Genomic DNA, 22,839 nt, shown 5'->3' on the forward strand with positions numbered 1-22,839 from the left:
GCCGAGATCTACACCATCATAGTCGAGTGGATCATCAGAAGTGAATTTTAATGGACGGCCCTTTAGTATGCCGCCAGGCGGCATTTACTGGTCTGCGGAGTTAGGCTGTGCGCCGTTCGCCACGGCGTTCGCGCAGGATTGTGAGGCGGTCTTCAAGGATCTGCTCCAGCTCGGGAAGGGTCCGCCGCTCAAGCAACATGTCCCAGTGAGTGCGGACGGCCTTTTCGTTGCTGGTGTCCGGACGCTCGCCGTCAACCAGAAGCGCTTCCTTGCCGGTCTTGGAAACCCAGACCGGGGGGATTTCCGCCTCGGAGGAGAAGGTAACAAAGACCTGCTCGCCATCCTCGCACCTGTATTCGACACGCTGACGTGGAGCCGGCTCCACGCCTGACTCGGTCTCCATGCTCTGCGCGCCAAGGCGCATACCCCGCAGGCTGCGATCGCTCATGTTTTCTCCCTCTGGTCGGTTCGCGGAGCAAGGCCCCACGCTAGCCGGGGGCGGTACAGGCCGCCCGGACTACTGTGTGCACTGTGCTGCATCAATAGATTCAACGCATTGCGAAGCTTTCTTGTTCCGTCGGTTCTCACCGGACCGGACAAATATTCAATTATACGGGTTTTGGGGACCGGTCACCAAACTGATGGGGATCCGCGCCAAAGCACGGATCCCCATCAGTATGTGGTGTTTCGGGTCAGGACCCTGGCTGCTTGGCCGCCACCTCATCGAACAAACCCCCGCTGGCCTGAGGGTCGGGGTTGGTGCCGCCGAGTGCGTTCCCGATTCCCTTCAGTGCTTCGCCGACTTCACTGGGGATAATCCACAGTTTGTTGGAGCTTCCCTCAGCGAGCTTAGGCAGGGTCTGAAGGTATTGGTAGGCCAGGAGCTTCTGGTCGGGATTGCCCTTGTGGATGGCATCGAAGACCTTTTGAATGGCCTGCGCTTCACCGTCAGCACGAAGGATGGCCGCCTTTGCGTCACCCTCTGCGGCCAGGATGGATGCCTGGCGCTGGCCTTCGGCAGTGAGGATCGCCGACTGCTTGGTGCCTTCTGCAGTGAGGATGGCAGCGCGGCGGTCACGTTCGGCGCGCATCTGCTTTTCCATGGAGTCCTGGATGGAATGCGGCGGATCAATGGCCTTCAGCTCAACGCGCGAGACCCGGATGCCCCATCGGCCGGTTGCCTCATCCAGCACACCGCGCAGCTGTCCATTGATCTGGTCGCGGGAGGTCAGGGCCTCTTCCAGGTTCAGCCCACCGACGACGTTTCGCAGCGTGGTGGTGGTCAGCTGCTCAACGGCCTGGATGTAGTTCGCGATCTCGTATGTGGCAGCCCGTGGATCGGTGACCTGGAAATAGACCACGGTGTCGATGGATACCACCAGGTTGTCCTCGGTGATGACCGGCTGCGGCGGGAATGACACCACCTGTTCCCGAAGGTCAAGGAGGGGCAGGAGTCGGTCGACGAAGGGAATCAGGATGGTCAGGCCGGGGTTCAGCGTCCGTTGATACTTACCGAGGCGTTCCACGACACCGGCCCGCGCCTGCGGGATGATACGCACCGAGCGGACCAGAACAATTATCACGAACACGATCAGGACCACCAGCACAATGGCCACTGCGGCTCCTCCTGCGTTATCCATACATCTCCTCTTATCCCCAGTTGTTATTGAAGCTGTATCTAGGCCGGGCCGGCAGGTTCCGGCTGGGCTGCAACCACCGCGGTGGCGCCGTCGATTGCGGAAACCACTACCTTCTCACCGGCCGCCAGGACTCCGGCTGCCGAGCGGGCGGTCCAGACGTCGCCGCCGATCTTTACGAGGCCACCGGTGGAACTGACAGGTTCCATCACCAGCGCCTGCTCGCCGATGAGCCGGTCAACGTTGGTGCGTTGTTCGCTGGGCCCTTTTTTCAGGTGCGTGAGTGCCACTGGCCGCACGAAGGCAATCATCAACAGTGACACCACGCAGAAGACCACGATCTGCAGCCAGAGGTCGGCGCCGGCGAAGTCTGCGACCAGGGCAGCGAGGGTGCCGCCGCCGAGCATGATGAAGAACAGGTCAAGTGTGATCATCTCGATCACTGCAAAAGCGAGGAAAGCGGTGAGCCACAGTGCCCACCAGTTCTCGCCAAGCCACTCAAACATTCCGTCCCCCTTCGACAGCCTTCGGTCGTGCAGCGTGCAACGACGGCTGGCCCTCAGTACTGTCCTCCAATCGTAGTCCGAAGGGCAGCAGGGCGTTAGGTTGCGCCGACTTTCGCGGGGATAGTGGCCAAGTCGTTACCGCGACGGTGTCAGGCGGAAGACGCTGATGCGGAACCGCGCCGCCACTGCGGTGTTTGATTCCAGTCCGGCCAGACGTGCTGAGAGCTCCGCGCGGTCCAGGTGATGACCGGCCGGACCCATGTAGGCGAGGTCGGCAACTTCCTCGGGTGAAAGGACCAGTGGAATGTCGAGGTCGTGGACGGCTTCGAGGCTGAACTGGGCAGACATCGCATCAACGAGCTTGTCGTCTTTGCCCTCTTCGATCCCGAGCATCCCCGTCTGCCCGGCTATGGCCGCGAGGTGGCCTGCCCTGGGCGTGACCACCACCAGCCGTCCGCCGGGCCGCAGGACGCGGGCGAATTCCGCCCGGTTTCGGGGCGCGAAGATCACTGTCACGACGTCGATGGCATGGTCCGCCACGGGCAACGGCTGCCACACATCGCATACGAGATTGACGGCTTCGGGATTAAGGCGGGCCGCCCGCCTCAGGGCGAATTTTGAGATGTCCAAGCCGATGGCCGTGACATGGGAGGACGCTGCCGCGGCCGCGTCAAGCATCACCCGCAGGTAGTAGCCAGTGCCGGTGCCGGAGTCCAGCAGGGTCGCCGCTTCCGTGGGAAGGAAGGGAACGACGGCGGCAGCCACTGCCTCAGCGAGCGGACCGTAGTGGCCGGTCGCCAGGAAGCCCACGCGGGCGGCCACCATTTCGGCGGTATCGGCCTCGAATGCGGTGCCTTTCCCGACGAGGAGATTGAAGTATCCCTGTTTGGCGGCGTCGAAGCTGTGTCCCTCAGCGCAGGCCAGGACTGGCGTGCCGGCGTCGCGGGTCATGTTCAGCTGCGAACGGCAGACTGGGCAGCGCAGCGCCAGTACAGGGGAGGAGAGCATGTCCACCATCTTATGGCGGCTGGCCGCGCAGACACCGCGCGCGGGGACCACTCGGCGTTCTTCTCCCGGGGAGGGGCGCAGGTTAGGCTCACGGGGTGATGCCAGAACACCTCCCGCTGTTAAACACCGTATCGGCTCCGGCCGTCCACCCTGACGGGAGCCGTGCCGTGGTTTCGGTCACCAGACCCGACTTTGATGCCGACGCCTATGTCGGACAGCTATGGACTGTCCCCCTGGATCCCGGGCTCATGCCGCGCCGGATCACCCGAGGCTTCAAGGATTCTGCACCTTCCTTCTCCCCGGACGGCCTGGCATTGGCTTTTCTGCGCGCAACGGGGCCGTCCGCGAAGCCGCAGCTGTTTGTTGTGGAAGCAGGTGGCGGTGAACCGCGGGCGTTGACTGACCGGCTCCTGGGCGTCGACGGCTTTTCCTGGTCACCGGATTCCCAGCGGATTGTCTTCAGCTCCCGGGAACCTGCCGCAGGCCGCTACGGTACTTGGGAGAACGTAGGACACGCAGCTGAGGATCCGCGGCTCGTCACCGAGTTCCAGTACCGGCTCAACGGGGTGGGGTACACGAAAGACAAACCTGCCCAGCTTTTTGTCCTGGACGTCCCGGAATTTGGCGAGGAACCGCGCGTTGTTCCGCGCGGACGTGCCCAGCAGGACCACAAGCCAGCTGGCGACGTCCCCCTCGCCACGCAGTTGACTTCCGCCGCCACCGACCATGAGAGCGCGGCATTCAGTGCCGACGGTGCCTTTGTCTACTATGTTTCCGCACCGCCCGGGAGCGACGAATCGCTGGAGACCGGCATCTACCGTGTGCCGTCCGGGGGTGGAGAACCACTGCACGTGGAGCAGGACGGAGCGCCGCGGCAAACCGTTCACGCCGTCCGGCAGTCCAGGGACGGCAAGTGGCTGTTCTTTGTCGCCAGGGATGTCGGTGAATCCGGAACGGACTTCGTGGCCCGCAACGCGGTACTTTACTGCATGCCCACGGGGGGCGGCGAAGCAACAGCGCTCACAGACCCGGAGATCATGGACGTGGCCTGCCCGGGCGACCGCCTCGAACTGCGCGGGCCGGCCGGAGCCGTAGTGCTGAACAACGCCCAGGGCACCGTGGAACTGCTGGAGTTGCATGCCACGGGTGAGCATGCATTGTTGGTTCATGGGGACCAGGTTGTTACCGGGGCCGCCTGGGCCGGCGGATCCATGTTCGTCTCGTTCAGCGGCCCTTCCACCGCCGGCGATGTGGCCATCCTCGAGGACGGGCAATTGCGGCTCCTCACGGATTTTTCCGCTGCGCTTCGCCGGGCGGAGCTCACCGTTCCCCAGGAGCTCACGTTCCCTTCAGCGGACGGATATCCGGTGCACGGCTGGCTGTTCATGCCTGCGGGCAAGGGGCCCCATCCTGTACTCCTGTGCGTTCACGGCGGGCCGTTCGCCCAGTACACGGTGGCCATTCATGACGAAGCCCAGGTTTATGCGGGTGCCGGCTATGCGGTGCTGATGTGCAACCCGCGAGGCTCCGCAGGCTATGGCCAGGACCACGGACGCGCCATCAAGGGGGCCATGGGCACGCTCGACATGCAGGATGTCCTGGCGTTCCTTAATGGGGCACTGGAGAAATTTCCGGCCTTGGACACCGGCAGGCTTGGCATGGTGGGCGGCTCCTATGGCGGTTATCTCACCGCGCTGACCATTGCCCGCGACCACCGTTTCACAGCTGCCATCGTGGAGCGTGGATTCCTCGATCCGGTCAGTTTTGAAGGATCGGCGGACATTGGGTGGTACTTCGGTGCAGAGTACCTGGGCCGGTCGCGCTCTGCCGTGGCGGCGCAGAGCCCAATGGAACATGTGGACGAGGTCCGGACTCCTGCGCTGGTCATTCACAGCGAGAATGACCTGCGGTGCCCGGTGGAGCAGGGCCAGCGCTACTTCACTGCCCTGAAGCGGAACGGGGTCCCGACCGGGCTGCTCCTGTTCCCGGGCGAGGACCATGAACTTTCCAGGACAGGTGCGCCACACCACCGTCGCCTCCGGTTCGAGCACATCCTCCGCTGGTGGTCCCGATACCTGCCGACGGCGGCGAACCCCGCCGGGACCGACGCCTGAGGGCCCGACGGCGGCAACAGATCTAATGCCGTGGCAGGTCCGGGAGGCCAGGGAGGAAACCCAGCGCAGCGCGTGCCTTGCCGATGCCGGGCTCCGCCCAGTGCGCCGCATATTCGGCATTGCCACTCAGGGACCTCAGCTCGGCCCGGTCAACATACAGCGTCCCCTGGAGGTGATCGGTCTCGTGCTGGACGATCCTGGCCTGCCAGCCGGTAAATTCCCTTTCGGCCGGCAAGCCGCCAGGCTCAACGAAGTTCAGCCGGACGCGTTCTGGTCGGACCACCACGGCCTGCAGGCCGTTCAGCGAGAGGCAACCTTCGAAAAAGGCAGCAGCCTGCGTGCCCACCGCACGGTAACGCGGATTCAGGACCGCGAGGAACTCGAGCGGTGTCCGGTTCCGCACGGCCGCAGCTTCCGGATCGACGTCGAACTTGTCCTCCATGACCGCGAGTTGGAGGGGGATGCCCAACTGCGGGGCGGCCAGACCAACTCCGGGGGCTTCGTGCATCACCCGCCGCATCAGATCAATGAGCTGGTCCAGTTCGCTGGACGTTATCTGGTCCTCAAAAGCGGCCGCCTGCTGCCGCAGCACGGGATGTCCGGCCTGCACGATCGGCGGCAGTGGTCCTGCCGCAAGGATTTCCTGCACGGTCTCCTGGATGCGGGCAGGACTGAACGGCGTCGGCAACGATGCGTGACTCATGGGGAACAGCCTAGCGGCGCAAAAGAAGCGGCTGCAGCAGCCATCGATTAGTGTCGGTTCCATGGCTGAAGAGACGTCGTCGGAAAAACCACCGCTGGAACTGGTCCTTGATTTTGTCCGGACTTTGGAGGCGGGAGGCGTGGGTGCCGACATCCGGCCCTTCCTGGCGGACGGGTTTGTCCTCGTTGAGGCGCCGCACCTGCTGGCGCCCGAAGGTTCAACCCGGAGCCGCGATCAGGTCCTGGCGGGCGCCGATCACAGCGGCGGCGTCGTTGCCAACCAGAAGTTCGAGATCCGGCGGACCACCTGTGAACAGGGGCGCGTTGTCCTGGAGGCTGACTGGTCGGCGACGTCCCTGATGGACTTGCGGTATTGGGATGCCGGGGAGACCATCCGGGCGCGCACGTCATCTGTTTTTGAGGTCCGTGACGGGCTGATCGTGAGCCAGGACAGCTACGACTGCTACTTCATCGGTTCCTGAACGCCACCTTCAAACGGCCCGCTCCACTCCGGCTGCGTGAGGAGCTCACTGCATCGTGAAGCGGCGTGCCACTGCCCTGTTGAGTGGCTGCACGGAAGCGACCGCTCCCATGGCGAAGTTCCTCAGGCGGAGCCAGGGCTCCGTAAGAGGACGCCCCAGCATCATGTTGACTTCGGACTGCCGTCGCGCAATACCTGCTGCCCGGCGGCGCAGGACCTCAAAGTCCCGAAGGCGGCGCTCAACGGGCCCGCCCGCCATGGCGCCACAGATGATGGGCGCCAACGCTTCGCCGTCCAGCCATCCGAGGTTCATTCCCTGACCCCCGATCGGGCTGACCTCATGGGCGGCGTCACCAATCAGCACAGTCCTGCCGGCCACCATGCTGCGTGCCAGAGCCGAGCGGACACTGAAGCTGCTGAGCATCGTACTGCTGCCGGCATCGAGGCCTATTCCAGTCCGTTCCTGCACCAGGGAAGCAAGGTCTGCGGCGGAGGCAGTGCGGGGCTCGCCGATTCGGACGACCCAGCGCCGTAAGCCACCGGGCAGCGGGAAGGACTCCACGATCCCGCCTTCCTCCAGGAACAAGACGGCGTCCGTGCCAAAAATCCCGGCGTCGGCGAAATCTCCCATTACGTAGTGGTCTGGGTATCGTCTCGCGGTCACCGGAATCCCCAGCAGCTGGCGCACCGTGGAGTGGGTGCCGTCCGCTGCCACGGCGAGTGCGGACGCCAGCTGCGTGGAAGCCCCGCCGGAAGTCACTGCGAGAGCCAGCCTGTCGCCGTCGTCCGTTATTCCAGTGACGCGGGCGCCCCTGGCCAGCGCCGTGGGATCCAGGTCCTGTACGCGGCGCTCAAGGTGGGCTTCCGTGCTGCACTGCGGCAGGGACAGCACAAAGGGGAAGTCCCGTGAAACCGATTCAAAAGACATAGTGCCCACAAGTTTCCCGCCGCTGTAGGCCCGGCCGCGGCGGATCGGCACTCCGTCGGCGACCAGAGCCCGGGCAACCCCGGCGCGCTCAAGCGCAGCGAGGGCGGGCGGATGGATGCCTATAGCGCGCGAATGCCGGTCACGCTCAGACCGTTGTTCCAGTACACGGACACCCACACCTTCCTGCAGCAACAACGCGGCCAGGTAAAGGCCCACCGGGCCGCCGCCCACTACCGCCACGTCAGTCATGGGGTTCCTTGCGGCAGACCAGCAAGTGGTGGAAGGCAGAACTGGATTCCACATGCCAACCCGGAGCCAAAGCCTCAAGTTCCTGCTGCGTATAGCTGCGGCGAATGGAGGTGAGGCCGTCTTCCCGGATAAACGAACCACGGAAAGGCAATGCGGCAACGGAGAACAGTGCATAGGCAGCCGGGCTGCGGCGCAGGTCGTTGTGCAGCACCTTCGTGCGCGCGAGTTCCTGCGAGTCTGACAGCAGTTGCTGCAGCTCGGCCGGTTGAAGGTGGTGAAGGACATGGTTGGAGATGACTACGTCGAAGGTCAGTCCTTCCCCGAGGAGCTCTGTGGTGTGCGCGCGCCGGAATTCGACCCCGGGAACGGGCGGGCGGGAGGACGCGAAAGCATGGGCGCGGCCGTCAGGATCTATGCCGGTGACGTGCAGCCTCAACCCGTCCTTGGCCGCCCACCGGGACAGTCGGATTGCGAGGTCGCCACCGCCGGAGCCGACGTCCAGCACGGTGGTGGTACTCCCGGCGTGTAGTAGGGGTCGAATTTCCCGCACATACAGCCGGTGCCAGCCTGATAGTGCGCCGTTGACCAGAGCGAACTGCCGGTAGGTCCGTTCCAGCCGGTTTGGATCGCAGTCAGGCAAGTCCATCTGTTCAACAGCATCGGAGGCGCGTCGGCGCATCAACCACACCTGGGGCTCAAGCCAGCGAAGATTCAGCGGCCTTTTCCCCTACGGCTGAGGCAGCTGAGGGCATTCGTCCTGTGCCCTGCCGCAATTTGGTGAACAGGCCGGTTTCCACCGTAAGCCCCGGGCCGAAAGCCATGGAGCAGATACGCTCGCCACCTCCGTCCAACGGCTGGTCGAGGATGTATTTGAGGACGAAGAGGACAGTGGCGCTGCTCATGTTGCCATAGTTCCGCAGCGTCTCCCGTGCCGGCACGAGTTGCTCATCGGTCAGTTCCAGCCTCGATTGGACCTTGTCCAGGATGCTCCGGCCGCCCGGGTGGATGCCCCAATGCTGGATTTCACGGTAGGGGAGTGCCTGCACTGACGGGTCGCGGGCGAGTAGGGGCTGCAGTGCCCCGATGATGTGGTCATCAATGATGTGGGGCACGTAGTTTCCCAGGATCATTTCGAATCCGTGATCGCCGATATTCCAGGCCATGGATTCCTCGCCCACGGGTGTCAGCACGGTTTCAAAGTGGTCTAACTGCATCAGCGCAGGGGCGTCCGGTGCTTCGCGGGCGGTGACGACGGCGGCCGCTGCGCCGTCTGCGAAGAGCGCCGACCCCATGATGGTGTCAGGATCGTTGGAGGTTCGGACGTGCAGGGAGCAGAGCTCGGCGCAGACAACAAGGACCACCGCCTCCGGATCGGCTTCACAAAAGGATTTTGCGGCACGGAGGGCAGGAAACGCTGCGTAACAGCCCATGAACCCGAGGTGGTAGCGCTGTACGGAAGGGTCCAGCCCCAGCGCGCGGACGATCTTATAGTCAGGGCCAGGATTGTAGAACCCGGTGCAGGAGACCGTAATGAGGTGGGTAATCTCCTGTGCTGCCAGGTCCGGGCAGGCGTCGATGGCGGACCGTGCAGCCTCGATGAACAGCTTGGTGGCTTCGCGGCCGAATATCTCATTGCGGACTTTAGTGCTGGGGTTCAGCAACAGGCTGGTTGCCGGGTCGAAGAACTGCGGATCATCAGCCCGGAAATCCCTCGTCATCTCCTCGACGGCGGTGTAGCGGGTGTCGATTGCCGCCGAGTCGAAGCATGTGCTCACCAGCCTCGAGCCAAGACGGTTCAGTCCGGGCTGGGCGGCGAAAACGTCACGCGCTTCTGTTTGAACCAGCATCGTTGGCGGGACAGCTGTTTCCAGGGAACGCACATAGACCGTCATTGGCTTATTCTTGGCGAGGTCCGCGGATATGACAATGGGTCGGGTCGCGGGAACGGCCTCTGAAGAGCGCAAATACCCTTCGACAGAGTGGGGGAAGCTGGTTAGATAGACCCAGGGCACGCTGCAGGGGGCTGCCGGGGCGCCGCCGCGCGAAACCGCGGTAAAACAGGGAGACAACAATGAGCATCGCCACGAGGTCGGAGAAGCAGTCGTCTGAACTGCACGTTGCCGACAGCCATGATCTGATCCGCGTCCAGGGCGCGCGGGAGAACAACCTGAAGGACATCAGCATTGAGATCCCCAAACGCCGTCTGACGGTGTTCACCGGTGTCTCGGGATCCGGGAAGAGCTCGCTGGTGTTTGCTACCATCGCCGCGGAGTCGCAGCGGATGATCAACGAGACCTACAGTGCCTTCGTGCAGGGGTTTATGCCGTCGCTGGCGCGGCCCGACGTGGACTTTCTCGAAGGACTGACGACGGCGATCATCGTCGACCAGGAGAGGATGGGAGCCAACCCGCGCTCCACGGTGGGCACTGCCACTGATGCCAACGCGATGCTCCGGATCCTCTTCAGCCGCCTGGGCAAGCCGTACGTTGGGCCACCCACGGCCTTTTCCTTCAACGTCCCGACGCGGAAGGCCAGCGGCGTGATGAGCACCGAGAAGGCAGGCGGCCGGGTGGAGAAGGCCGTAGTCCAGAATGCTGTTTATCTGGGCGGCATGTGTGCTCGCTGCGAGGGCATGGGTTCGGTCTCCGACTTCGACCTCACCGCACTGTACGACGACAGCAAGTCGCTTGGCGACGGTGCGCTAACCGTCCCCGGCTACAGCATGGATGGATGGTACGGCCGGCTGTTCGAGGGAATGGGCCTGCCGATGGACAAGCCGATTGCCACGTTTACGAAAAAGCAGCTTGAGACGATGCTGTACGCCGAACCCACCAAGATCAAGGTTGAAGGCATCAACCTGACGTTCGAGGGCATCATCCCCAAGATCCAGAAGTCCATGCTGTCCAAGGACGTCGAGGCGATGCAGCCACACGTGCGGCGCTTCGTGGAGCGCGCCATCACTTTCCAAGCTTGCCCCGAGTGTGAGGGAACGCGGCTCAGCCCTGAGGCCAGGTCCTCGAGAATCCAGGGCAAGAACATCGCCGACCTCTGCGAGATGCAGATCAGCGACCTGGCCGAATGGGTCCGCGACTTCGACGAACCGTCGGTGGCGCCGCTGCTCAAAGGCCTGCGGCACCTGCTCGACTCGTTCGCAGAAATCGGGCTCGGCTATTTGTCGCTGGACCGGCCGGCCGGGACGCTGTCCGGGGGAGAGGCCCAGCGGACCAAAATGATCCGCCATCTCGGGTCCTCCCTCACTGACGTTACCTATGTCTTCGACGAGCCGACCATCGGCCTGCACCCGCATGACATCGAACGGATGAACCAGCTCCTGCTGCAGCTCCGGGACAAAGGCAATACCGTTCTCGTCGTGGAGCACAAGCCTGAGACCATCGCCATAGCCGACCACGTCGTCGACCTCGGTCCGGGTGCTGGAACCCAAGGTGGCAGCGTTTGCTACGAGGGAAGCCTGGAGGGGCTGCGGGGGAGCGACACCACCACCGGTCACCACCTCGACGACCGGGCGGCCTTGAAGGACGCGGTCCGTTTGGCCACCAGCAAACTGGAAGTCCGCGGCGCCTCCACCCACAACCTCCAGAACGTGGACGTCGACGTCCCGCTCGGCGTGCTCTGCGTCGTGACCGGTGTCGCCGGCTCGGGAAAAAGCTCGCTCATCCATGGCTCCGTGGCGCAACGCGACGGTGTCGTGGTGATCGATCAGGGTGCCATCAAAGGCTCACGACGCAGCAACCCGGCCACGTACACCGGACTGCTCGAGCCAATCCGCAAGGCGTTCGCTAAGGCAAACGGCGTGAAACCGGCGCTTTTCAGCTCCAACTCCGAGGGCGCCTGTCCCACGTGCAACGGCGCCGGCGTCATCTTCACGGAGTTGGGCGTCATGGCCACCGTCGAATCCACCTGCGAGGACTGCGAAGGCCGCCGGTTCCAAGCATCAGTGCTGGAGTACACGCTCGGCGGGCGAAACATCTCCGAGGTGCTGGCAATGTCCATGACGGAGGCTGAGGCCTTCTTCAGCGACGGCGAGGCGAACACGCCTGCCGCCCACAAGATCCTCGACCGGCTCGTCGACGTGGGGCTCGGTTACCTCACGCTCGGACAGCCACTCACCACGCTCTCAGGCGGTGAGCGTCAACGCGTCAAGCTGGCCACCCAGATGGCTGAGAAGGGCGACGTTTACGTACTCGACGAGCCCACCACCGGCCTCCACCTTGCCGATGTCGAGAACCTGCTGGGCCTCCTGGACAGGCTGGTTGATTCCGGCAAGTCCGTGATCGTCATTGAGCATCACCAGGCGGTCATGGCGCACGCTGACTGGATTATCGACCTCGGTCCCGGTGCAGGTCACGACGGCGGCAAGATCGTTTTCGAGGGTACGCCCGCCGAGCTGGTGGCCGCCCGTTCCACCCTGACCGGCAAGCACCTCGCGGCCTACGTCGGTTCCTAGGACTGAACAGCCAACGGATTAAGCCGGACTGAGTTATCTCAACTTGGACATGTGCCCTGGCGAGCATCAGACGCGGTCGAGCTCCTCGTCGAAGCGGTCGCGTGCCGCCTCAATGTGCGGCATGTTCTGCTCCGCCCACTCCAGCAGCACGTCAACCGGGTGGCGGAGTGTCTTACCGAGCGGGGTAATCCGGTAGGTGACGGCGACCGGGCGCGACGACGTCACTTCACGTTCGACGATGCCGTTGCGTTCCAGCCGCCGGAGCGTCCCGGTGAGCGATTTCTGCGTGACCTCCGGGACGGCGCGGCGGAGCTCGTTGAAGCGGGAAGGCCGTTCGCACAGCTCGTTCAGGACGCTGAGCGACCACTTGTCGAGCACCTGGTCGAGGAGGTCTCGGTGCGCGGTCGCGATGCGGAGCTCGGTGGGGGTATCCATGGTGAAACCTGGTCTCGTTGAAGTGTCCTCTGGCGCCTAAGTATCTTGATGATACCTAGGAATAGGCACCATGACGATACACATTGGACGAGAAGAGGAGTTTCGATATGACGGTCCAACACTTTACCCCTGAGGGCATGCTTCAGCCGGTCCCGTACCACCACGTCGCCGTCGGCACGGGTGCGAGGCACGTGCACGTCAGCGGGCAGGTTGCGCGCCAGGCCGATGGCACGCCCGTCGCGGTGGGCGATTTGGCGGGGCAGGTGGCGCAGGCCCTGCGGAACACAGCCACAGGCCTGTCAGGTGCCGGCGCGACGTTTGCGGACGTGCTGCGGCTAACGTTCTACGTCACGCAGTGGCGGCCTGAGCGGATCGGCGACTTCATGGCCGGCGTGGAAGCCGTCGCCGACGAGATCGGCCTCGAACTCCCGATGCCGCCCACGTCGCTCATCGGCGTTGAGGCCCTGTTCGAGAAGGACGTGCTCGTGGAGGTCGAGGCCACCGCGCTCGTCGACTGAGGACGGAAAGCCCAGTCGGTGTTGGGGTGCGAGGCGGTGGGTCGTGGCCAAGGTTTGCGGCGAGCTTGTAGCGGCCAGGTCCACCCTGACAGGCAACCACTCTGCGGCCTGCGTCAGTTAGGCAAATAACAGGGGGGTGAAGCCGGGTTGAGTTATGTCAACCTGGTGCGGCCGCGAGATGTCAGTTCGAGGCAATGGTCAACGGCTGCATTGCCTCGAACTGCCATCTCGCACGCATCCCGGCGGCTCAACCCGTACGGCGCGTATTTAGAAGCGACAGATTTGAGTCGGCATTGAAGGCTGAAATTTGTGCGTGGAATCTGGCTCAGTGGTATCGACTCGTGCTGACCCGCAGTTCTCGCATCCACTTCCACTCCAGGGCTTATAACGCCGATAATCTACATTATGTAAAGTAAAACGTGATTATTGCATCTGGTGCGCGATCGACCTTCCTCCGCCCGTTGCCACCCGGCACCCCCGCGAGTGCCCGCGCCTCTCGTCGCCGAAATGCTCGGCTTACAGCTACCACGTGACCCAGAAGCACGTAACCGCGGCCACCGAGCCCTGGTCTCGCTATCCAAGAATCCAGGCGACGCGGATAATGACTGACACCATCGGAATCGATCGATAGCCACTCCCTAGAGATCCGCCACGGGCCTCACGGATGGCAGCCCGACTACTGGAGACAATGGTGGCAACAAAGGAAGAATTGCGACGGAGGCTTCAACGCATCCTCCGCTGGTCCCTTCCAATAGTGGTCATCATGCTGATCTCCACCGTCCTAAGCCTCGTTGGTGTCGATTCGGAGCTTTGGCTCTGGACTCGGACCATTCTCTTCGGCATCGCAGTCCTCGTAATGGGCGCCCAGATAACCAGATTCTCGCTATGGCAGAGGGACGAGTACTGGCGAGAACGAGGAAGAGATCCTAAACATCCGGAGCGGTTTCCGTCGGCCGACGCTGAATAGTTCCACCGCGTATCTCATCAGATGAATCATTCAGGCCCTGCAGCTACCCAGGTCACCCCAAAAACACGCCGCTGCCGAGCTTTGGTCCCGCTACATTGCCAAGCGACTAGGATCAGCGCGAGAGGCCGCGCTGTATCGGGCCAAGACATCGTTACAACCCGGAAGTACTAGTGATGATCAGGATAATGATACTTGTGACGTTCCTGATATTCGGATACTCGCTGGGCTGGAGCGGACGCTTCAGACTGGATCTGAAAAGTGGTTCGACAACGGAACTGGTCCTAGAGACCATCCATCTCGGGCTGATGGCGCTACTTGCGGTTTTCATGTTTGCGTTGCCACCCATGACTGACTTTCATGGTCGTCCTGAGCTTGCCTACTCCTCCGGAGCTGTACTAATAGCAGCCCTCGCGCTCTTCAATCTCAAAACGAAAAGCCTTATCCTGTCGCTCAGTCCTGCGTCGGGCTCAAGGGCGAAGCCGGTGCCAGAGCAGCGTCGGACTAAATGGCCATATTCCTTTGCGTGGGCCACAGGCTACTTTCTGGCTGCATGGTATGTGGCAACGATCTACGCAAAGTTCGTGTGAGCGTCGCGCCCGTGTGAACCCGGCGTTTCACAAGCGCACCGTTTGGCCAACCATCCCGCCAGCCCTGTATGGAGTCCTTCACTGCGGCCGTGTTTGTCTTCGAGTAGTGCCGAATTGAATATGCACACTTACCAGTAGGACTCTGCGTATCTCATCAGATGAATCAATTAGCCTGGAACATCCCCGTCTTCTCGGCTGCAGCACGGTGGGTCCGCGCACAACTAAGGTCGGTCTTGTGACGGGTGGTCTGCACGGTTTCTCCCCGGGGGCGTGGCCGAGTGCAGCTTGGGCTTGTCTCGGCCAGATAACCTCGGTGGCAGAGTTCCTCAACTAGCCATCGCCGGATCGCTGGGCGGGACTATCGACTCCACCGGTTAAATGCGGGCTCTTTAGCCAACTGAGAATAGTTCTAACGCGCCGGGCACCGTTCGCTTCACGTTCGTCGTCGACGCGGTCGCGACGTCATCAGGCAGGTTGAGGAGCTCCGCTGAACGACACTCCGGGAATCGGCATCACCGCGTGACGGCCCCCGGTCGGTGGGTGGGCCGGCTCACCGTCGCGGTCGAACCCCGGCACCGACGACGGCTCCAACGGCCACGCCAACAAAAGGACTGTCGAAATACGCCAGTCCAACAGCTATGCCAACGGCAGCTCCCAGCAGCGTCCCGATCCACAAAGCCTTGTTCATCGGTGCGTCAGAGGAAGGCCGTTAGCCCTCATAGGCGCTTCGAAGTGCGGCAATATCCAGCTTGCGCATTCCCAGCATGGCCTGCATGGCGCGCTGTGAGCCCTCGGGATCCGGTCCGGCGATCAGGGACGACAGGACTGATGGGACGATCTGCCACGACACGCCATAGCGGTCCTTGAGCCATCCACACTGGCTCTCCGCTCCCCCAGTCGTCAGGGCCTCCCAGTAGCGGTCCACTTCTTCCTGGTCTGCACAGTCAACAACAAACGAGACAGCCTCGGTAAAGTTGGACGCCACTCCCCCGTTCAGAGCCAGAAACCTGCGCCCCTCGATCTCGAACTCTGCGGTGATTGCCTCCCCAGCCGGTCCGGGACCACCCTCGCCGTAACGCGACACGTCCAGGATCCTGGAATCATCAAAAACCGAGACGTAGAACTCGGCAGCCTCTTCGGCCTGGTTCTCGAACCACAGGCAAGTGGAAATCTTCTGCATGGGTGCTCCCTTCCGGCTTGAGCCTAGTCCGGGGGCGTTTATGGCACAACGGCGGGGGGAAGCCGGCTGACCAGACCCACAGTGTTCCCTTCAGAGTCCTTGATGAAGGCCATCCATTCGTCCGTTCCGCCGGGGCCCAGTTTGTCGTCAGTATGGTGATAAATCACCTGCGGCGGGGCAATAACTTCCACTGCCCTGTCCTGGAGTGACTCGATCGTGGAGCGGACGTCGGTGACCTCCAAATAGAGCACTGACGACGGCGCCCCGCGCTCGAGGAGCAGCCTGACGCCGTCGAGATCGAAAAACAGCAGCCCGGGCGGGTCATAGACAGCGGTTGGCTGCACCCCGAGCAATTGGGCATAGAAGGCGGAGGCGCGTTGCAGGTCCTTGGCCTGCTGGGCCACCTGAATCAAGCGCATGCTGCCTCCCTGATGGTATGCCCACGGTCTTTCCCTGCAATCTTCCGCAATCGGGAAGCAGGGAGCAACCATGGGTTCCCGAACGTCCTGGCCGCAACGCTAGGCTCGAAGTCATGACTTTCAAGACCTCTCCCCGCCCCATGTCCGGCAGCCGGCAGGCCGTCATCGCCGCAGCCCTGTCCGACGTGGTCCTGATCCTGGTTTTTGCGGCGATAGGGAGGGACGCGCACCAAAGGGGTGACATCGTCACAGGAGTGTTTCTCACTGCCTGGCCCTTCCTCGCCGGAGCAGCTCTCGCATGGATGTCGGGCAAGGTACGACGGCGTCCCTTGTCACTTTCAACGGGTGTGGCCGTGTGGCTCAGCGCCGTTGCCGGCGGCATGATCCTACGGGCTCTCACCGGCCAGACAGTGGTGGTGGCCTTTGTGATCGTGGCCTTGCTGAGCCTGGGACTCTTTCTGGTGGGCTACCGGGCACTGCTGGCTTTGGTCCGCAGGATGAGGAAGTCCTGAGGCAGGCGAAACAAGGGCCTGCCGCCGGTGGCCATGTAATAGGCTGGCAGCACTGACCAGTCTTGCCGGGCACTGCTACGGCGCAACAGATCCGGAAGGATTGAAGTGATCACCGCATTCGTTCTGATCAAAACAGACGCCGCCCGCATCCCTGAAACCGCCGAGGAAATCTCCGCGATCCAGGGCATCAGTGAGGTGTATTCGGTAACCGGGGAATGGGACCTGATTGCCGTCGCCAGGGTGGCCAAGCACGAGGACCTCGCCGATGTCATCGCCGACCGGCTCTCCAAGGTCCCGGCGGTGGTGCACACCACCACGCACATCGCCTTCCGCGCGTACTCCCAACACGATCTCGACGCCGCTTTCTCTCTCGGTTTCGAACAGTAGCGTCAAAAGTTAAATGAGCAGGGCCCGGCTTCCAGCCGGGCCCTGCTCATTTCCGGGCATTTCTAGCCGTGGCTCAGCGACACCCAGCGGTCGAGGACGGCCGCCGCGGCGCCCGAGTCCACAGACGCGGCCGCACGCGCAAGCGCTGAACGCATGCGCTCCAAAAAGTCGCCGTCAGCCGAAGGGTCAAAAGCCACGAGCCCGGCGGCGGCGTTGAGCAGGACCGCATCTCGGGCAGGCCCGGGATGGCCCGCAAGGACATCACGCACGACGGCGGCATTCACCTGCGCGTCTCCCCCGCGAAGCTCCTCCACGGTTGCGCGGCGGATACCCAGATCGGACGGCGAAAACATCAGCTCGGTCACGGCGCCATCCCTAATTTCCCACACAGTGGACGGGCCCGTGGTGGTCAGTTCGTCAAGACCGTCATTGCCCCGGAAAACCAGGCCACGGCTGCCCCGGCGGGCCAGCACCCCTGCCACCAGCGGCGCCATCCTGGCATTTGCCACACCGACAGCCGAGGCCTGGACACCGGCAGGGTTGGTCAGCGGGCCGAGGAAGTTGAAGGCAGTGGGGATGGCCAGTTCCCTGCGCGGAACTGCCGTGTGGCGGAACGAAGGGTGGAACACCTGCGCGAAGCAGAAAGTGATTCCAGCCTCCTCGGCGTTCCGGGCAACCTGGCTGATGGGCAAGTCCAGCCGGACGCCCAGCGCCTCCAGAACATCGGCGGAACCAGAGGACGACGACGACGCCCGGTTGCCGTGCTTGACCACCTTGGCGCCTGCCCCGGCCGCCACCAGTGCGGCCATGGTGGAGATGTTTACAGTGTTCAGCTGGTCACCGCCGGTGCCCACAATGTCCAGCTTTTCACCGGAAATGTTGACGGGATTCGCGTGGCCCAGCATGGCTTCCACCAGGCCGGACAGCTCTTCCACGGTCTCACCCTTGGCACTGAGCGCAACCAGGAACCCGGCGATCTGGGCGGGCGTCGCTTCGCCCGACATGATGGTGTCCATTGCCCACGCCGTGTTATCTGCAGTGAGGTCCGTGCCGCTGATGAGTGCCGAGATGAGCCGTGGCCAAGTATTGCCTGCCGCTGGTGCGGATGCGAGTGAAGTCACTCCCTGATGCTATCGAGCGACGCCGCGCCCTGACCAATGTGAACCCCTCCGGGAACTTTTCCCAGTGATTTCGCGTCTTTGTAGAAAAAGTCCCCCCAAAAGGCGGTTTGCGTTGGGAAGTACGGACTTTTATAGACATAATGTCTATGTGACATCTGCGACCCATGCCCCCAGTACCCCGGCGCACCCCACGCTGAACCGCCCCAATATGGTTTCCGTTGGAACCGTAGTGTGGCTCTCCAGCGAGTTGATGTTCTTCGCCGGTCTTTTCGCCATGTACTTCACACTGCGCTCCACGAGCGGACAGATGTGGGCGGAAGAGACGGCCAAGCTCAACTTCCCCTTTGCGCTCGTCAACACGATCGTCCTCGTGGCCAGTTCCTTTACTTGCCAGATGGGCGTCTTCGCCGCCGAACGGCTGCAGCCCCGCAAGACCGGTGGCCCGTTCCAGTTCTCCCGCTGGGGCATGAATGAATGGTTCACGCTGACCTTCCTCATGGGCGCATTCTTCGTTGCAGGCCAGGCCACCGAATACGCAATGCTCGTTTCCGAGCACGTCTCGTTGTCGTCCAACGCCTACGGCTCCGCCTTCTACATCACGACGGGCTTCCACGGCCTCCACGTCATCGGCGGCCTGATTGCGTTCCTCTTCATCATCGGCCGCGCGTTTGCAGCCAAGAAGTTCGGCCACTTCGAGGCGACGTCAGCGATTGTCACGTCCTACTACTGGCACTTCGTGGATGTCGTGTGGATTGGCCTCTTCCTGGTCATCTACGTCCTCAAGTAGCCACGCTTTGATTCTTTTTCTACAAGAGGCAGAATTTCAAGAAGCGGCTCTCGGAGCCGGCGCACGATCGAAAAAAGGAACCACCACGTGAAGGCACTCTCGCAAAAGCGGCGTCACCCACTAGCAGCAATAGCGCTGCTCCTGATGGGGCTACTCGTCACGGGTGGGCTCTACGCCGTCGCCACTACCGTCAACGAGGCGAAGGCATCCACCACGAGCTACAGCGCCAACGACACCGCTGAGGGCGAGAAGCTCTTTGCAGCGAACTGCGCGACCTGCCACGGCATGGGTGCCAGCGGCACGCAGGATGGTCCCTCCCTCGTCGGTGTAGGTGCAGCAGCGGTTGACTTCCAGGTCGGAACCGGCCGTATGCCGATGCAGATGAACGGACCGCAGGCTTACAAGAAGCCGGCCCAGTTCAACGATGAGCAGACCCACCAGCTTTCAGCATACGTAGCCTCCCTGGGAGCCGGCCCGGCAATCCCTGAAGAACACCTGCTCGATGGCAAGGGCAATGCCGCCGAGGGTGGCGAGCTGTTCCGCGTGAACTGCGCAATGTGCCACAATGCCGCCGCAGCAGGCGGTGCCCTGACACGAGGCAAGTTCGCTCCTGCTCTCGCAGATGTTTCTGAGAAGCACATCTACGAGGCCATGGTCACCGGCCCGCAGAACATGCCGGTGTTCAGCGACGCCAACGTTTCCCCTGAAGGCAAGCGCGACATCATCACCTTCCTCAAGCAGATCGAGTCCAACGGCTCCCCCGGCGGCGCTGACCTGGGCTCCCTCGGCCCCGTGGCTGAAGGCCTGTTTGTCTGGGTTGCCGGTCTGGGCGTCATCATTGCGTTCACCATCTGGCTGACGTCCCGGACGTCCTAGGCGCTCCGCGACACATTAGAACTCCTGCTGATCCGTCAGCAGTTTGAAATTGCAAAACTAACTCGGCATAAGCCGGGACGAGAGAAGGATGAGGCGAATTATGGGCAACCATAGTGACGGCAGTCCGAACCACTCGGGCACCGTAGCTACGGCTGGTCAGAATGAGGTGGAGAAGTTCCAGGATCCTGGGCTTCCTCCGCACCGTTTGCGCCTGGCTGACACGGACCCGAAGGCCGCCAAGCGTGCAGAACGGCAGGTCGCGCTACTTTTTGGCACCTCCGTTGTCGGCACACTGATCTTCCTGGTGGCATATTTCGCCATCGACCTGGGTGAAGGCGCCGACATCGCCACCATCCGGCTGCAGAACGCCCTGCTCGGCGTAGGCACCGCCTTCGCTATGCTTGGCATCGGTACGGGCATCGTGCACTGGGCGAAGGCCCTGATGCCTGACCACGAAGTCTCCGAGGAACGCCACGCGATCCGCACCGAGGACGACCGCCAGGCCGCAGTCCGCATCGTCGACGACATCGTTGACGAGACGGGCATCAAACGCCGCCCGCTGATCCGCAACACCCTGCTGGGAGCTGTCGCACTGGCACCGCTGCCCGCCCTCGCCATCTTCGGTGACCTGGGCCCGCGCCCGGATAAGGCGCTGTCGCACACCATGTGGGCACCCGTGGAAGGCAAACTCAAGCGCCTTACCCGCGATCCTGACGGCACCCCCATCAAGGCTTCCGATGTCACCCTTGGCTCGGCCTTCCACGTTATTCCGGAAGGACTCAACGAACTCCATGAGGGAAAGCTCAACGAAAAGGCCAAGGCCGTTGTGCTCCTCATGCGCCTCGACCCCGCGTCGCTGAACCCGTCACCGGGCCGCGAAGACTGGGGCTACAACGGAATCGTTGCGTATTCCAAGATCTGCACCCACGTTGGCTGCCCCGTTGCTCTCTACGAGCAGCAGACGCACCACCTGCTGTGCCCGTGCCACCAGTCCACCTTTGACCTCACGAATGAGTGCAAGGTGATCTTTGGCCCCGCCAGCCGGCCACTCCCCCAGCTGCCGATCGCAGTTGATGACGAGGGCTACCTGGTCGCTACCAGCGACTTCAAAGAACCTGTTGGACCGAGTTACTGGGAGCGTGATGAGCATGAGCGCATCATCAACAGCTAAAGCCCCCGCCTTCGTCGCCACGACTAAAGCCGGACGCATCACCGATTTCGTGGATGCACGTGTGGGAGGCTCCGGAATCCTGCGGGAATTCGGACGCAAAGTCTTCCCCGACCACTGGTCGTTTATGTTCGGCGAGGTGGCGCTGTATTCCTTCGTCATCCTCTTGCTGTCGGGCACGTTCCTGACGTTTTTCTTCGACCCGTCGATGGCGGAAACGCACTACGACGGCTCGTACATTCCGCTGCAGAACGTCGAAATGTCCGTAGCGTACAGCTCATCGCTGGACATTTCCTTTGATGTTCGTGGCGGCTTGTTCATGCGCCAGGTCCACCACTGGGCAGCCCTGCTCTTCGTGGCGTCCATCGCAGTCCACATGCTGCGTGTCTTCTTCACCGGCGCTTTCCGCAAACCCCGTGAAATGAACTGGGTTGTCGGCGGAGTCCTGCTGATCCTGGCCATGGCAGCCGGCTTCACGGGCTACTCCCTCCCCGATGACCTGCTCTCCGGCAACGGCCTGCGCATCATCGACGGCGTCATCAAGTCCATCCCGGTGATCGGTACGTACACGTCGTTCTTCCTCTTCGGCGGCGAGTTCCCCGGCACTGCCGTGATCGGCCGCCTCTACATGCTGCACATCCTGCTGGTGCCTGCCCTCATCCTGCTGATGATCGTGCTGCACCTCTTTATGGTGGTTGTGCACAAGCACACCCAGTACCCCGGTCCGGGCCGCAACGATGGCAACGTCGTCGGTTACCCCCTGGGTCCTGTCTACGCAGCGAAGGCCGGTGGCTTCTTCTTCATCGTCTTCGGCGTCGTCGCCCTCATGGCGGCCTTCTTCACGATCAACCCGATCTGGAACTACGGCCCGTACGACCCCTCACCGGTGTCCGCGGGTACCCAGCCTGACTGGTACATCGGCTTCGTTGACGGCGCACTGCGACTGATGCCCGGCGTCATCGGCGACTTCCACTTCGAGTACGTCATCTTCGGCTACACGCTGACGCTGAACGTCCTGCTGCCAGCCCTGGTTCCGGCCGGCATCCTGTTCACAGTGATGTTCATGTACCCGTGGATCGAAAGCTGGATCACCAAGGACAACCGCGAACACCACGTACTGGACCGTCCGCGAAACGCCCCCACCCGCACCGCCATTGGCGTGGCAGGCTTCGTGTGGTACTGCGTGATGTGGGCGGCGGCAGGCTCTGACCTCATCGCCACGCACTTCCATGTGTCGCTGAATGATGTCACCTACTGGCTCCGCGCGCTGTTCTTCATCGGCCCCGTCATCGCGTTCATTGTTGCAAAGCGCGTTGCACTGGCCCTCCAGCGCAAGGACCGCGAAATTGCACTCCACGGCCGCGAAACCGGCCGCATAGTGCGCCTCCCGCACGGTGAGTTCATTGAGGTGCACGCTCCCCTGGATGAATACAAGCGCTACAAGCTGGTCGGCTTCGAGTCGCCGGTGCCGCTGCCTGCAGTCCCCAACGACCACGGCATCGTCACCCGCAAGGAAAAGCAGCGTGCGTTCCTGTCCAGGTGGTTCTTCGAGGACCGGGTAGCCCCGGCCACCCCCGCAGAGCTGGAGGCCGCCCACGGCCACCATGCCCACCCTGCAGTGGAAGCTGCCGAGGAAAGCAAGAGCCTCAGCCACTAGGGGATACCTTCGGTGTCAACGAGAAAGGCCCGGTCCGTTTTGAACTGCTCCCCGAAAGTTGGACTGAGAAATCAGTTCTGACTTTCGGGGAGCAGTTCTATGCATGGAAGAAGTACGTTGTCCGAGGAGCAGCGC

At 62.7% G+C, this 22,839-nt stretch carries 23 protein-coding genes; 11 read left to right on the plus strand and 12 right to left on the minus strand.

The genetic code is table 11. From position 1 onward, the window contains the following. Nucleotides 1-100: 100 nt before the first annotated feature. From ACFC25_RS22035 to ACFC25_RS22050, 4 genes are all read right to left on the minus strand, one after another. Nucleotides 101-448 (minus strand): RNA polymerase-binding protein RbpA, encoded by a 348-nt coding sequence (locus ACFC25_RS22035; protein ID WP_066291394.1) that lies wholly within the window; start codon nt 446-448, stop codon nt 101-103. A 244-nt stretch (nt 449-692) separates the two neighbouring features. Then, a complete protein-coding gene (locus tag ACFC25_RS22040) occupies nt 693-1,640 on the minus strand; it encodes an SPFH domain-containing protein (protein WP_337348257.1) in 948 nt (315 codons plus the stop codon). A gap of 38 nt (nt 1,641-1,678) precedes the next feature. After that, the gene (locus ACFC25_RS22045; RefSeq protein ID WP_376049106.1) at nt 1,679-2,143 is read right to left on the minus strand and encodes an NfeD family protein; all 465 of its coding nucleotides are present in this window, start codon (nt 2,141-2,143) and stop codon (nt 1,679-1,681) included. 135 nt (nt 2,144-2,278) lie between these two features. Further along, on the minus strand, nt 2,279-3,151 hold the full coding sequence (locus tag ACFC25_RS22050; protein WP_376049109.1) for a putative RNA methyltransferase: 873 nt from the start codon (nt 3,149-3,151) through the stop codon (nt 2,279-2,281). A gap of 98 nt (nt 3,152-3,249) precedes the next feature. On the opposite strand from ACFC25_RS22050, the gene ACFC25_RS22055 reads away from it, so the two are divergent. Continuing rightward, nucleotides 3,250-5,265, plus strand: coding sequence for a S9 family peptidase (locus ACFC25_RS22055; protein WP_376049112.1), 2,016 nt, complete (start codon nt 3,250-3,252; stop codon nt 5,263-5,265). A gap of 22 nt (nt 5,266-5,287) precedes the next feature. On the opposite strand, the gene ACFC25_RS22060 is transcribed toward ACFC25_RS22055, so the two are convergent. Next, on the minus strand, nt 5,288-5,968 hold the full coding sequence (locus ACFC25_RS22060) for a peptide deformylase (RefSeq protein WP_376049115.1): 681 nt from the start codon (nt 5,966-5,968) through the stop codon (nt 5,288-5,290). A 61-nt stretch (nt 5,969-6,029) separates the two neighbouring features. Here ACFC25_RS22060 and ACFC25_RS22065 point away from each other — a divergent pair, with 61 nt between their 5' ends. Further along, entirely contained in the window at nt 6,030-6,449 is a 420-nt protein-coding gene (locus ACFC25_RS22065) for a nuclear transport factor 2 family protein (protein WP_337351202.1), read from the plus strand. A gap of 45 nt (nt 6,450-6,494) precedes the next feature. Here the strand turns inward: ACFC25_RS22065 and ACFC25_RS22070 are convergent, their stop codons facing one another. Genes ACFC25_RS22070 through ACFC25_RS22080 form a run of 3 tightly spaced genes read right to left on the minus strand, consistent with a single transcriptional unit; the run spans nt 6,495 to nt 9,517 of the window. Next, nucleotides 6,495-7,625, minus strand: coding sequence for an FAD-dependent oxidoreductase (locus ACFC25_RS22070; protein ID WP_376049118.1), 1,131 nt, complete (start codon nt 7,623-7,625; stop codon nt 6,495-6,497). Next, on the minus strand, nt 7,618-8,304 hold the full coding sequence (locus tag ACFC25_RS22075) for a class I SAM-dependent methyltransferase (RefSeq protein ID WP_376049121.1): 687 nt from the start codon (nt 8,302-8,304) through the stop codon (nt 7,618-7,620). Before ACFC25_RS22075 ends, ACFC25_RS22070 begins: the two co-directional genes overlap by 8 nt. 16 nt (nt 8,305-8,320) lie before the next feature. Continuing rightward, a complete protein-coding gene (locus ACFC25_RS22080; protein ID WP_376049124.1) occupies nt 8,321-9,517 on the minus strand; it encodes a type III polyketide synthase in 1,197 nt (398 codons plus the stop codon). A 179-nt stretch (nt 9,518-9,696) separates the two neighbouring features. Between ACFC25_RS22080 and ACFC25_RS22085 the strand changes: the two genes are divergently transcribed. After that, nucleotides 9,697-12,090 carry an ATP-binding cassette domain-containing protein gene (locus tag ACFC25_RS22085; protein WP_376049127.1) on the plus strand — a complete coding sequence of 798 codons (2,394 nt, stop codon included), beginning with the start codon at nt 9,697-9,699 and terminating at the stop codon, nt 12,088-12,090. A gap of 66 nt (nt 12,091-12,156) precedes the next feature. Here ACFC25_RS22085 and ACFC25_RS22090 read toward each other — a convergent pair whose 3' ends face one another. Next, entirely contained in the window at nt 12,157-12,525 is a 369-nt protein-coding gene (locus ACFC25_RS22090; protein ID WP_337348247.1) for a helix-turn-helix domain-containing protein, read from the minus strand. A 107-nt stretch (nt 12,526-12,632) separates the two neighbouring features. Here ACFC25_RS22090 and ACFC25_RS22095 point away from each other — a divergent pair, with 107 nt between their 5' ends. Together ACFC25_RS22095 and ACFC25_RS22100 are read left to right on the plus strand one after the other, a co-directional pair. After that, nucleotides 12,633-13,043, plus strand: a complete 411-nt coding sequence (locus ACFC25_RS22095) for a RidA family protein (protein WP_376049132.1) — start codon at nt 12,633-12,635, stop codon at nt 13,041-13,043. A 1,140-nt stretch (nt 13,044-14,183) separates the two neighbouring features. Then, nucleotides 14,184-14,597, plus strand: coding sequence for a hypothetical protein (locus tag ACFC25_RS22100; RefSeq protein WP_337351197.1), 414 nt, complete (start codon nt 14,184-14,186; stop codon nt 14,595-14,597). A gap of 709 nt (nt 14,598-15,306) precedes the next feature. On the opposite strand, the gene ACFC25_RS22105 is transcribed toward ACFC25_RS22100, so the two are convergent. Together ACFC25_RS22105 and ACFC25_RS22110 are read right to left on the minus strand one after the other, a co-directional pair. After that, nucleotides 15,307-15,777 carry a VOC family protein gene (locus ACFC25_RS22105; RefSeq protein WP_376049135.1) on the minus strand — a complete coding sequence of 157 codons (471 nt, stop codon included), beginning with the start codon at nt 15,775-15,777 and terminating at the stop codon, nt 15,307-15,309. A 38-nt stretch (nt 15,778-15,815) separates the two neighbouring features. Beyond that, the gene (locus ACFC25_RS22110) at nt 15,816-16,196 is read right to left on the minus strand and encodes a VOC family protein (protein WP_376049138.1); all 381 of its coding nucleotides are present in this window, start codon (nt 16,194-16,196) and stop codon (nt 15,816-15,818) included. A 113-nt stretch (nt 16,197-16,309) separates the two neighbouring features. Between ACFC25_RS22110 and ACFC25_RS22115 the strand changes: the two genes are divergently transcribed. Together ACFC25_RS22115 and ACFC25_RS22120 are read left to right on the plus strand one after the other, a co-directional pair. Next, nucleotides 16,310-16,708, plus strand: coding sequence for a DUF3054 domain-containing protein (locus ACFC25_RS22115; protein WP_337351193.1), 399 nt, complete (start codon nt 16,310-16,312; stop codon nt 16,706-16,708). Nucleotides 16,709-16,813: 105 nt separating this feature from the next. Then, nucleotides 16,814-17,095, plus strand: a complete 282-nt coding sequence (locus ACFC25_RS22120; RefSeq protein WP_337348239.1) for an Lrp/AsnC ligand binding domain-containing protein — start codon at nt 16,814-16,816, stop codon at nt 17,093-17,095. A gap of 62 nt (nt 17,096-17,157) precedes the next feature. On the opposite strand, the gene trpD is transcribed toward ACFC25_RS22120, so the two are convergent. Then, complete coding sequence (trpD, locus tag ACFC25_RS22125; RefSeq protein ID WP_337348238.1) at nt 17,158-18,216, minus strand: anthranilate phosphoribosyltransferase; 1,059 nt, start codon at nt 18,214-18,216, stop codon at nt 17,158-17,160. A gap of 112 nt (nt 18,217-18,328) precedes the next feature. On the opposite strand from trpD, the gene ACFC25_RS22130 reads away from it, so the two are divergent. The 4 genes from ACFC25_RS22130 to ACFC25_RS22145 all read left to right on the plus strand — a co-directional run bounded on the left by ACFC25_RS22130 (nt 18,329) and on the right by ACFC25_RS22145 (nt 22,704). Then, nucleotides 18,329-19,003, plus strand: coding sequence for a heme-copper oxidase subunit III (locus ACFC25_RS22130; protein ID WP_337348237.1), 675 nt, complete (start codon nt 18,329-18,331; stop codon nt 19,001-19,003). An 87-nt stretch (nt 19,004-19,090) separates the two neighbouring features. Then, nucleotides 19,091-19,879 (plus strand): cytochrome c, encoded by a 789-nt coding sequence (locus tag ACFC25_RS22135; protein WP_337348236.1) that lies wholly within the window; start codon nt 19,091-19,093, stop codon nt 19,877-19,879. Between the two features lie 100 nt (nt 19,880-19,979). After that, a complete protein-coding gene (locus ACFC25_RS22140; protein ID WP_337348235.1) occupies nt 19,980-21,050 on the plus strand; it encodes a Rieske 2Fe-2S domain-containing protein in 1,071 nt (356 codons plus the stop codon). After that, nucleotides 21,028-22,704 (plus strand): cytochrome bc complex cytochrome b subunit, encoded by a 1,677-nt coding sequence (locus ACFC25_RS22145; RefSeq protein ID WP_376049145.1) that lies wholly within the window; start codon nt 21,028-21,030, stop codon nt 22,702-22,704. The genes ACFC25_RS22140 and ACFC25_RS22145 overlap by 23 nt, the downstream gene beginning before the upstream one ends. Nucleotides 22,705-22,839: the final 135 nt, after the last annotated feature.

This window comes from Pseudarthrobacter sp. NPDC055928 (assembly GCF_042270935.1).
GTDB lineage: Bacteria > Actinomycetota > Actinomycetes > Actinomycetales > Micrococcaceae > Arthrobacter.

What these genes read in the sequence shown, in the direction of transcription:
- ACFC25_RS22035 (WP_066291394.1), bottom strand. Translation starts at nt 448, where the DNA reads ATGAGCGATCGCAGCCTGCGGGGTATGCGCCTTGGCGCGCAGAGCATG.
- ACFC25_RS22040 (WP_337348257.1), bottom strand. Translation starts at nt 1,640, where the DNA reads ATGGATAACGCAGGAGGAGCCGCAGTGGCCATTGTGCTGGTGGTCCTG.
- ACFC25_RS22045 (WP_376049106.1), bottom strand. Translation starts at nt 2,143, where the DNA reads ATGTTTGAGTGGCTTGGCGAGAACTGGTGGGCACTGTGGCTCACCGCT.
- ACFC25_RS22050 (WP_376049109.1), bottom strand. Translation starts at nt 3,151, where the DNA reads ATGCTCTCCTCCCCTGTACTGGCGCTGCGCTGCCCAGTCTGCCGTTCG.
- ACFC25_RS22055 (WP_376049112.1), top strand. Translation starts at nt 3,250, where the DNA reads ATGCCAGAACACCTCCCGCTGTTAAACACCGTATCGGCTCCGGCCGTC.
- ACFC25_RS22060 (WP_376049115.1), bottom strand. Translation starts at nt 5,968, where the DNA reads ATGAGTCACGCATCGTTGCCGACGCCGTTCAGTCCTGCCCGCATCCAG.
- ACFC25_RS22065 (WP_337351202.1), top strand. Translation starts at nt 6,030, where the DNA reads ATGGCTGAAGAGACGTCGTCGGAAAAACCACCGCTGGAACTGGTCCTT.
- ACFC25_RS22070 (WP_376049118.1), bottom strand. Translation starts at nt 7,625, where the DNA reads ATGACTGACGTGGCGGTAGTGGGCGGCGGCCCGGTGGGCCTTTACCTG.
- ACFC25_RS22075 (WP_376049121.1), bottom strand. Translation starts at nt 8,304, where the DNA reads ATGCGCCGACGCGCCTCCGATGCTGTTGAACAGATGGACTTGCCTGAC.
- ACFC25_RS22080 (WP_376049124.1), bottom strand. Translation starts at nt 9,517, where the DNA reads ATGACGGTCTATGTGCGTTCCCTGGAAACAGCTGTCCCGCCAACGATG.
- ACFC25_RS22085 (WP_376049127.1), top strand. Translation starts at nt 9,697, where the DNA reads ATGAGCATCGCCACGAGGTCGGAGAAGCAGTCGTCTGAACTGCACGTT.
- ACFC25_RS22090 (WP_337348247.1), bottom strand. Translation starts at nt 12,525, where the DNA reads ATGGATACCCCCACCGAGCTCCGCATCGCGACCGCGCACCGAGACCTC.
- ACFC25_RS22095 (WP_376049132.1), top strand. Translation starts at nt 12,633, where the DNA reads ATGACGGTCCAACACTTTACCCCTGAGGGCATGCTTCAGCCGGTCCCG.
- ACFC25_RS22100 (WP_337351197.1), top strand. Translation starts at nt 14,184, where the DNA reads ATGATCAGGATAATGATACTTGTGACGTTCCTGATATTCGGATACTCG.
- ACFC25_RS22105 (WP_376049135.1), bottom strand. Translation starts at nt 15,777, where the DNA reads ATGCAGAAGATTTCCACTTGCCTGTGGTTCGAGAACCAGGCCGAAGAG.
- ACFC25_RS22110 (WP_376049138.1), bottom strand. Translation starts at nt 16,196, where the DNA reads ATGCGCTTGATTCAGGTGGCCCAGCAGGCCAAGGACCTGCAACGCGCC.
- ACFC25_RS22115 (WP_337351193.1), top strand. Translation starts at nt 16,310, where the DNA reads ATGACTTTCAAGACCTCTCCCCGCCCCATGTCCGGCAGCCGGCAGGCC.
- ACFC25_RS22140 (WP_337348235.1), top strand. Translation starts at nt 19,980, where the DNA reads ATGGGCAACCATAGTGACGGCAGTCCGAACCACTCGGGCACCGTAGCT.
- ACFC25_RS22145 (WP_376049145.1), top strand. Translation starts at nt 21,028, where the DNA reads ATGAGCGCATCATCAACAGCTAAAGCCCCCGCCTTCGTCGCCACGACT.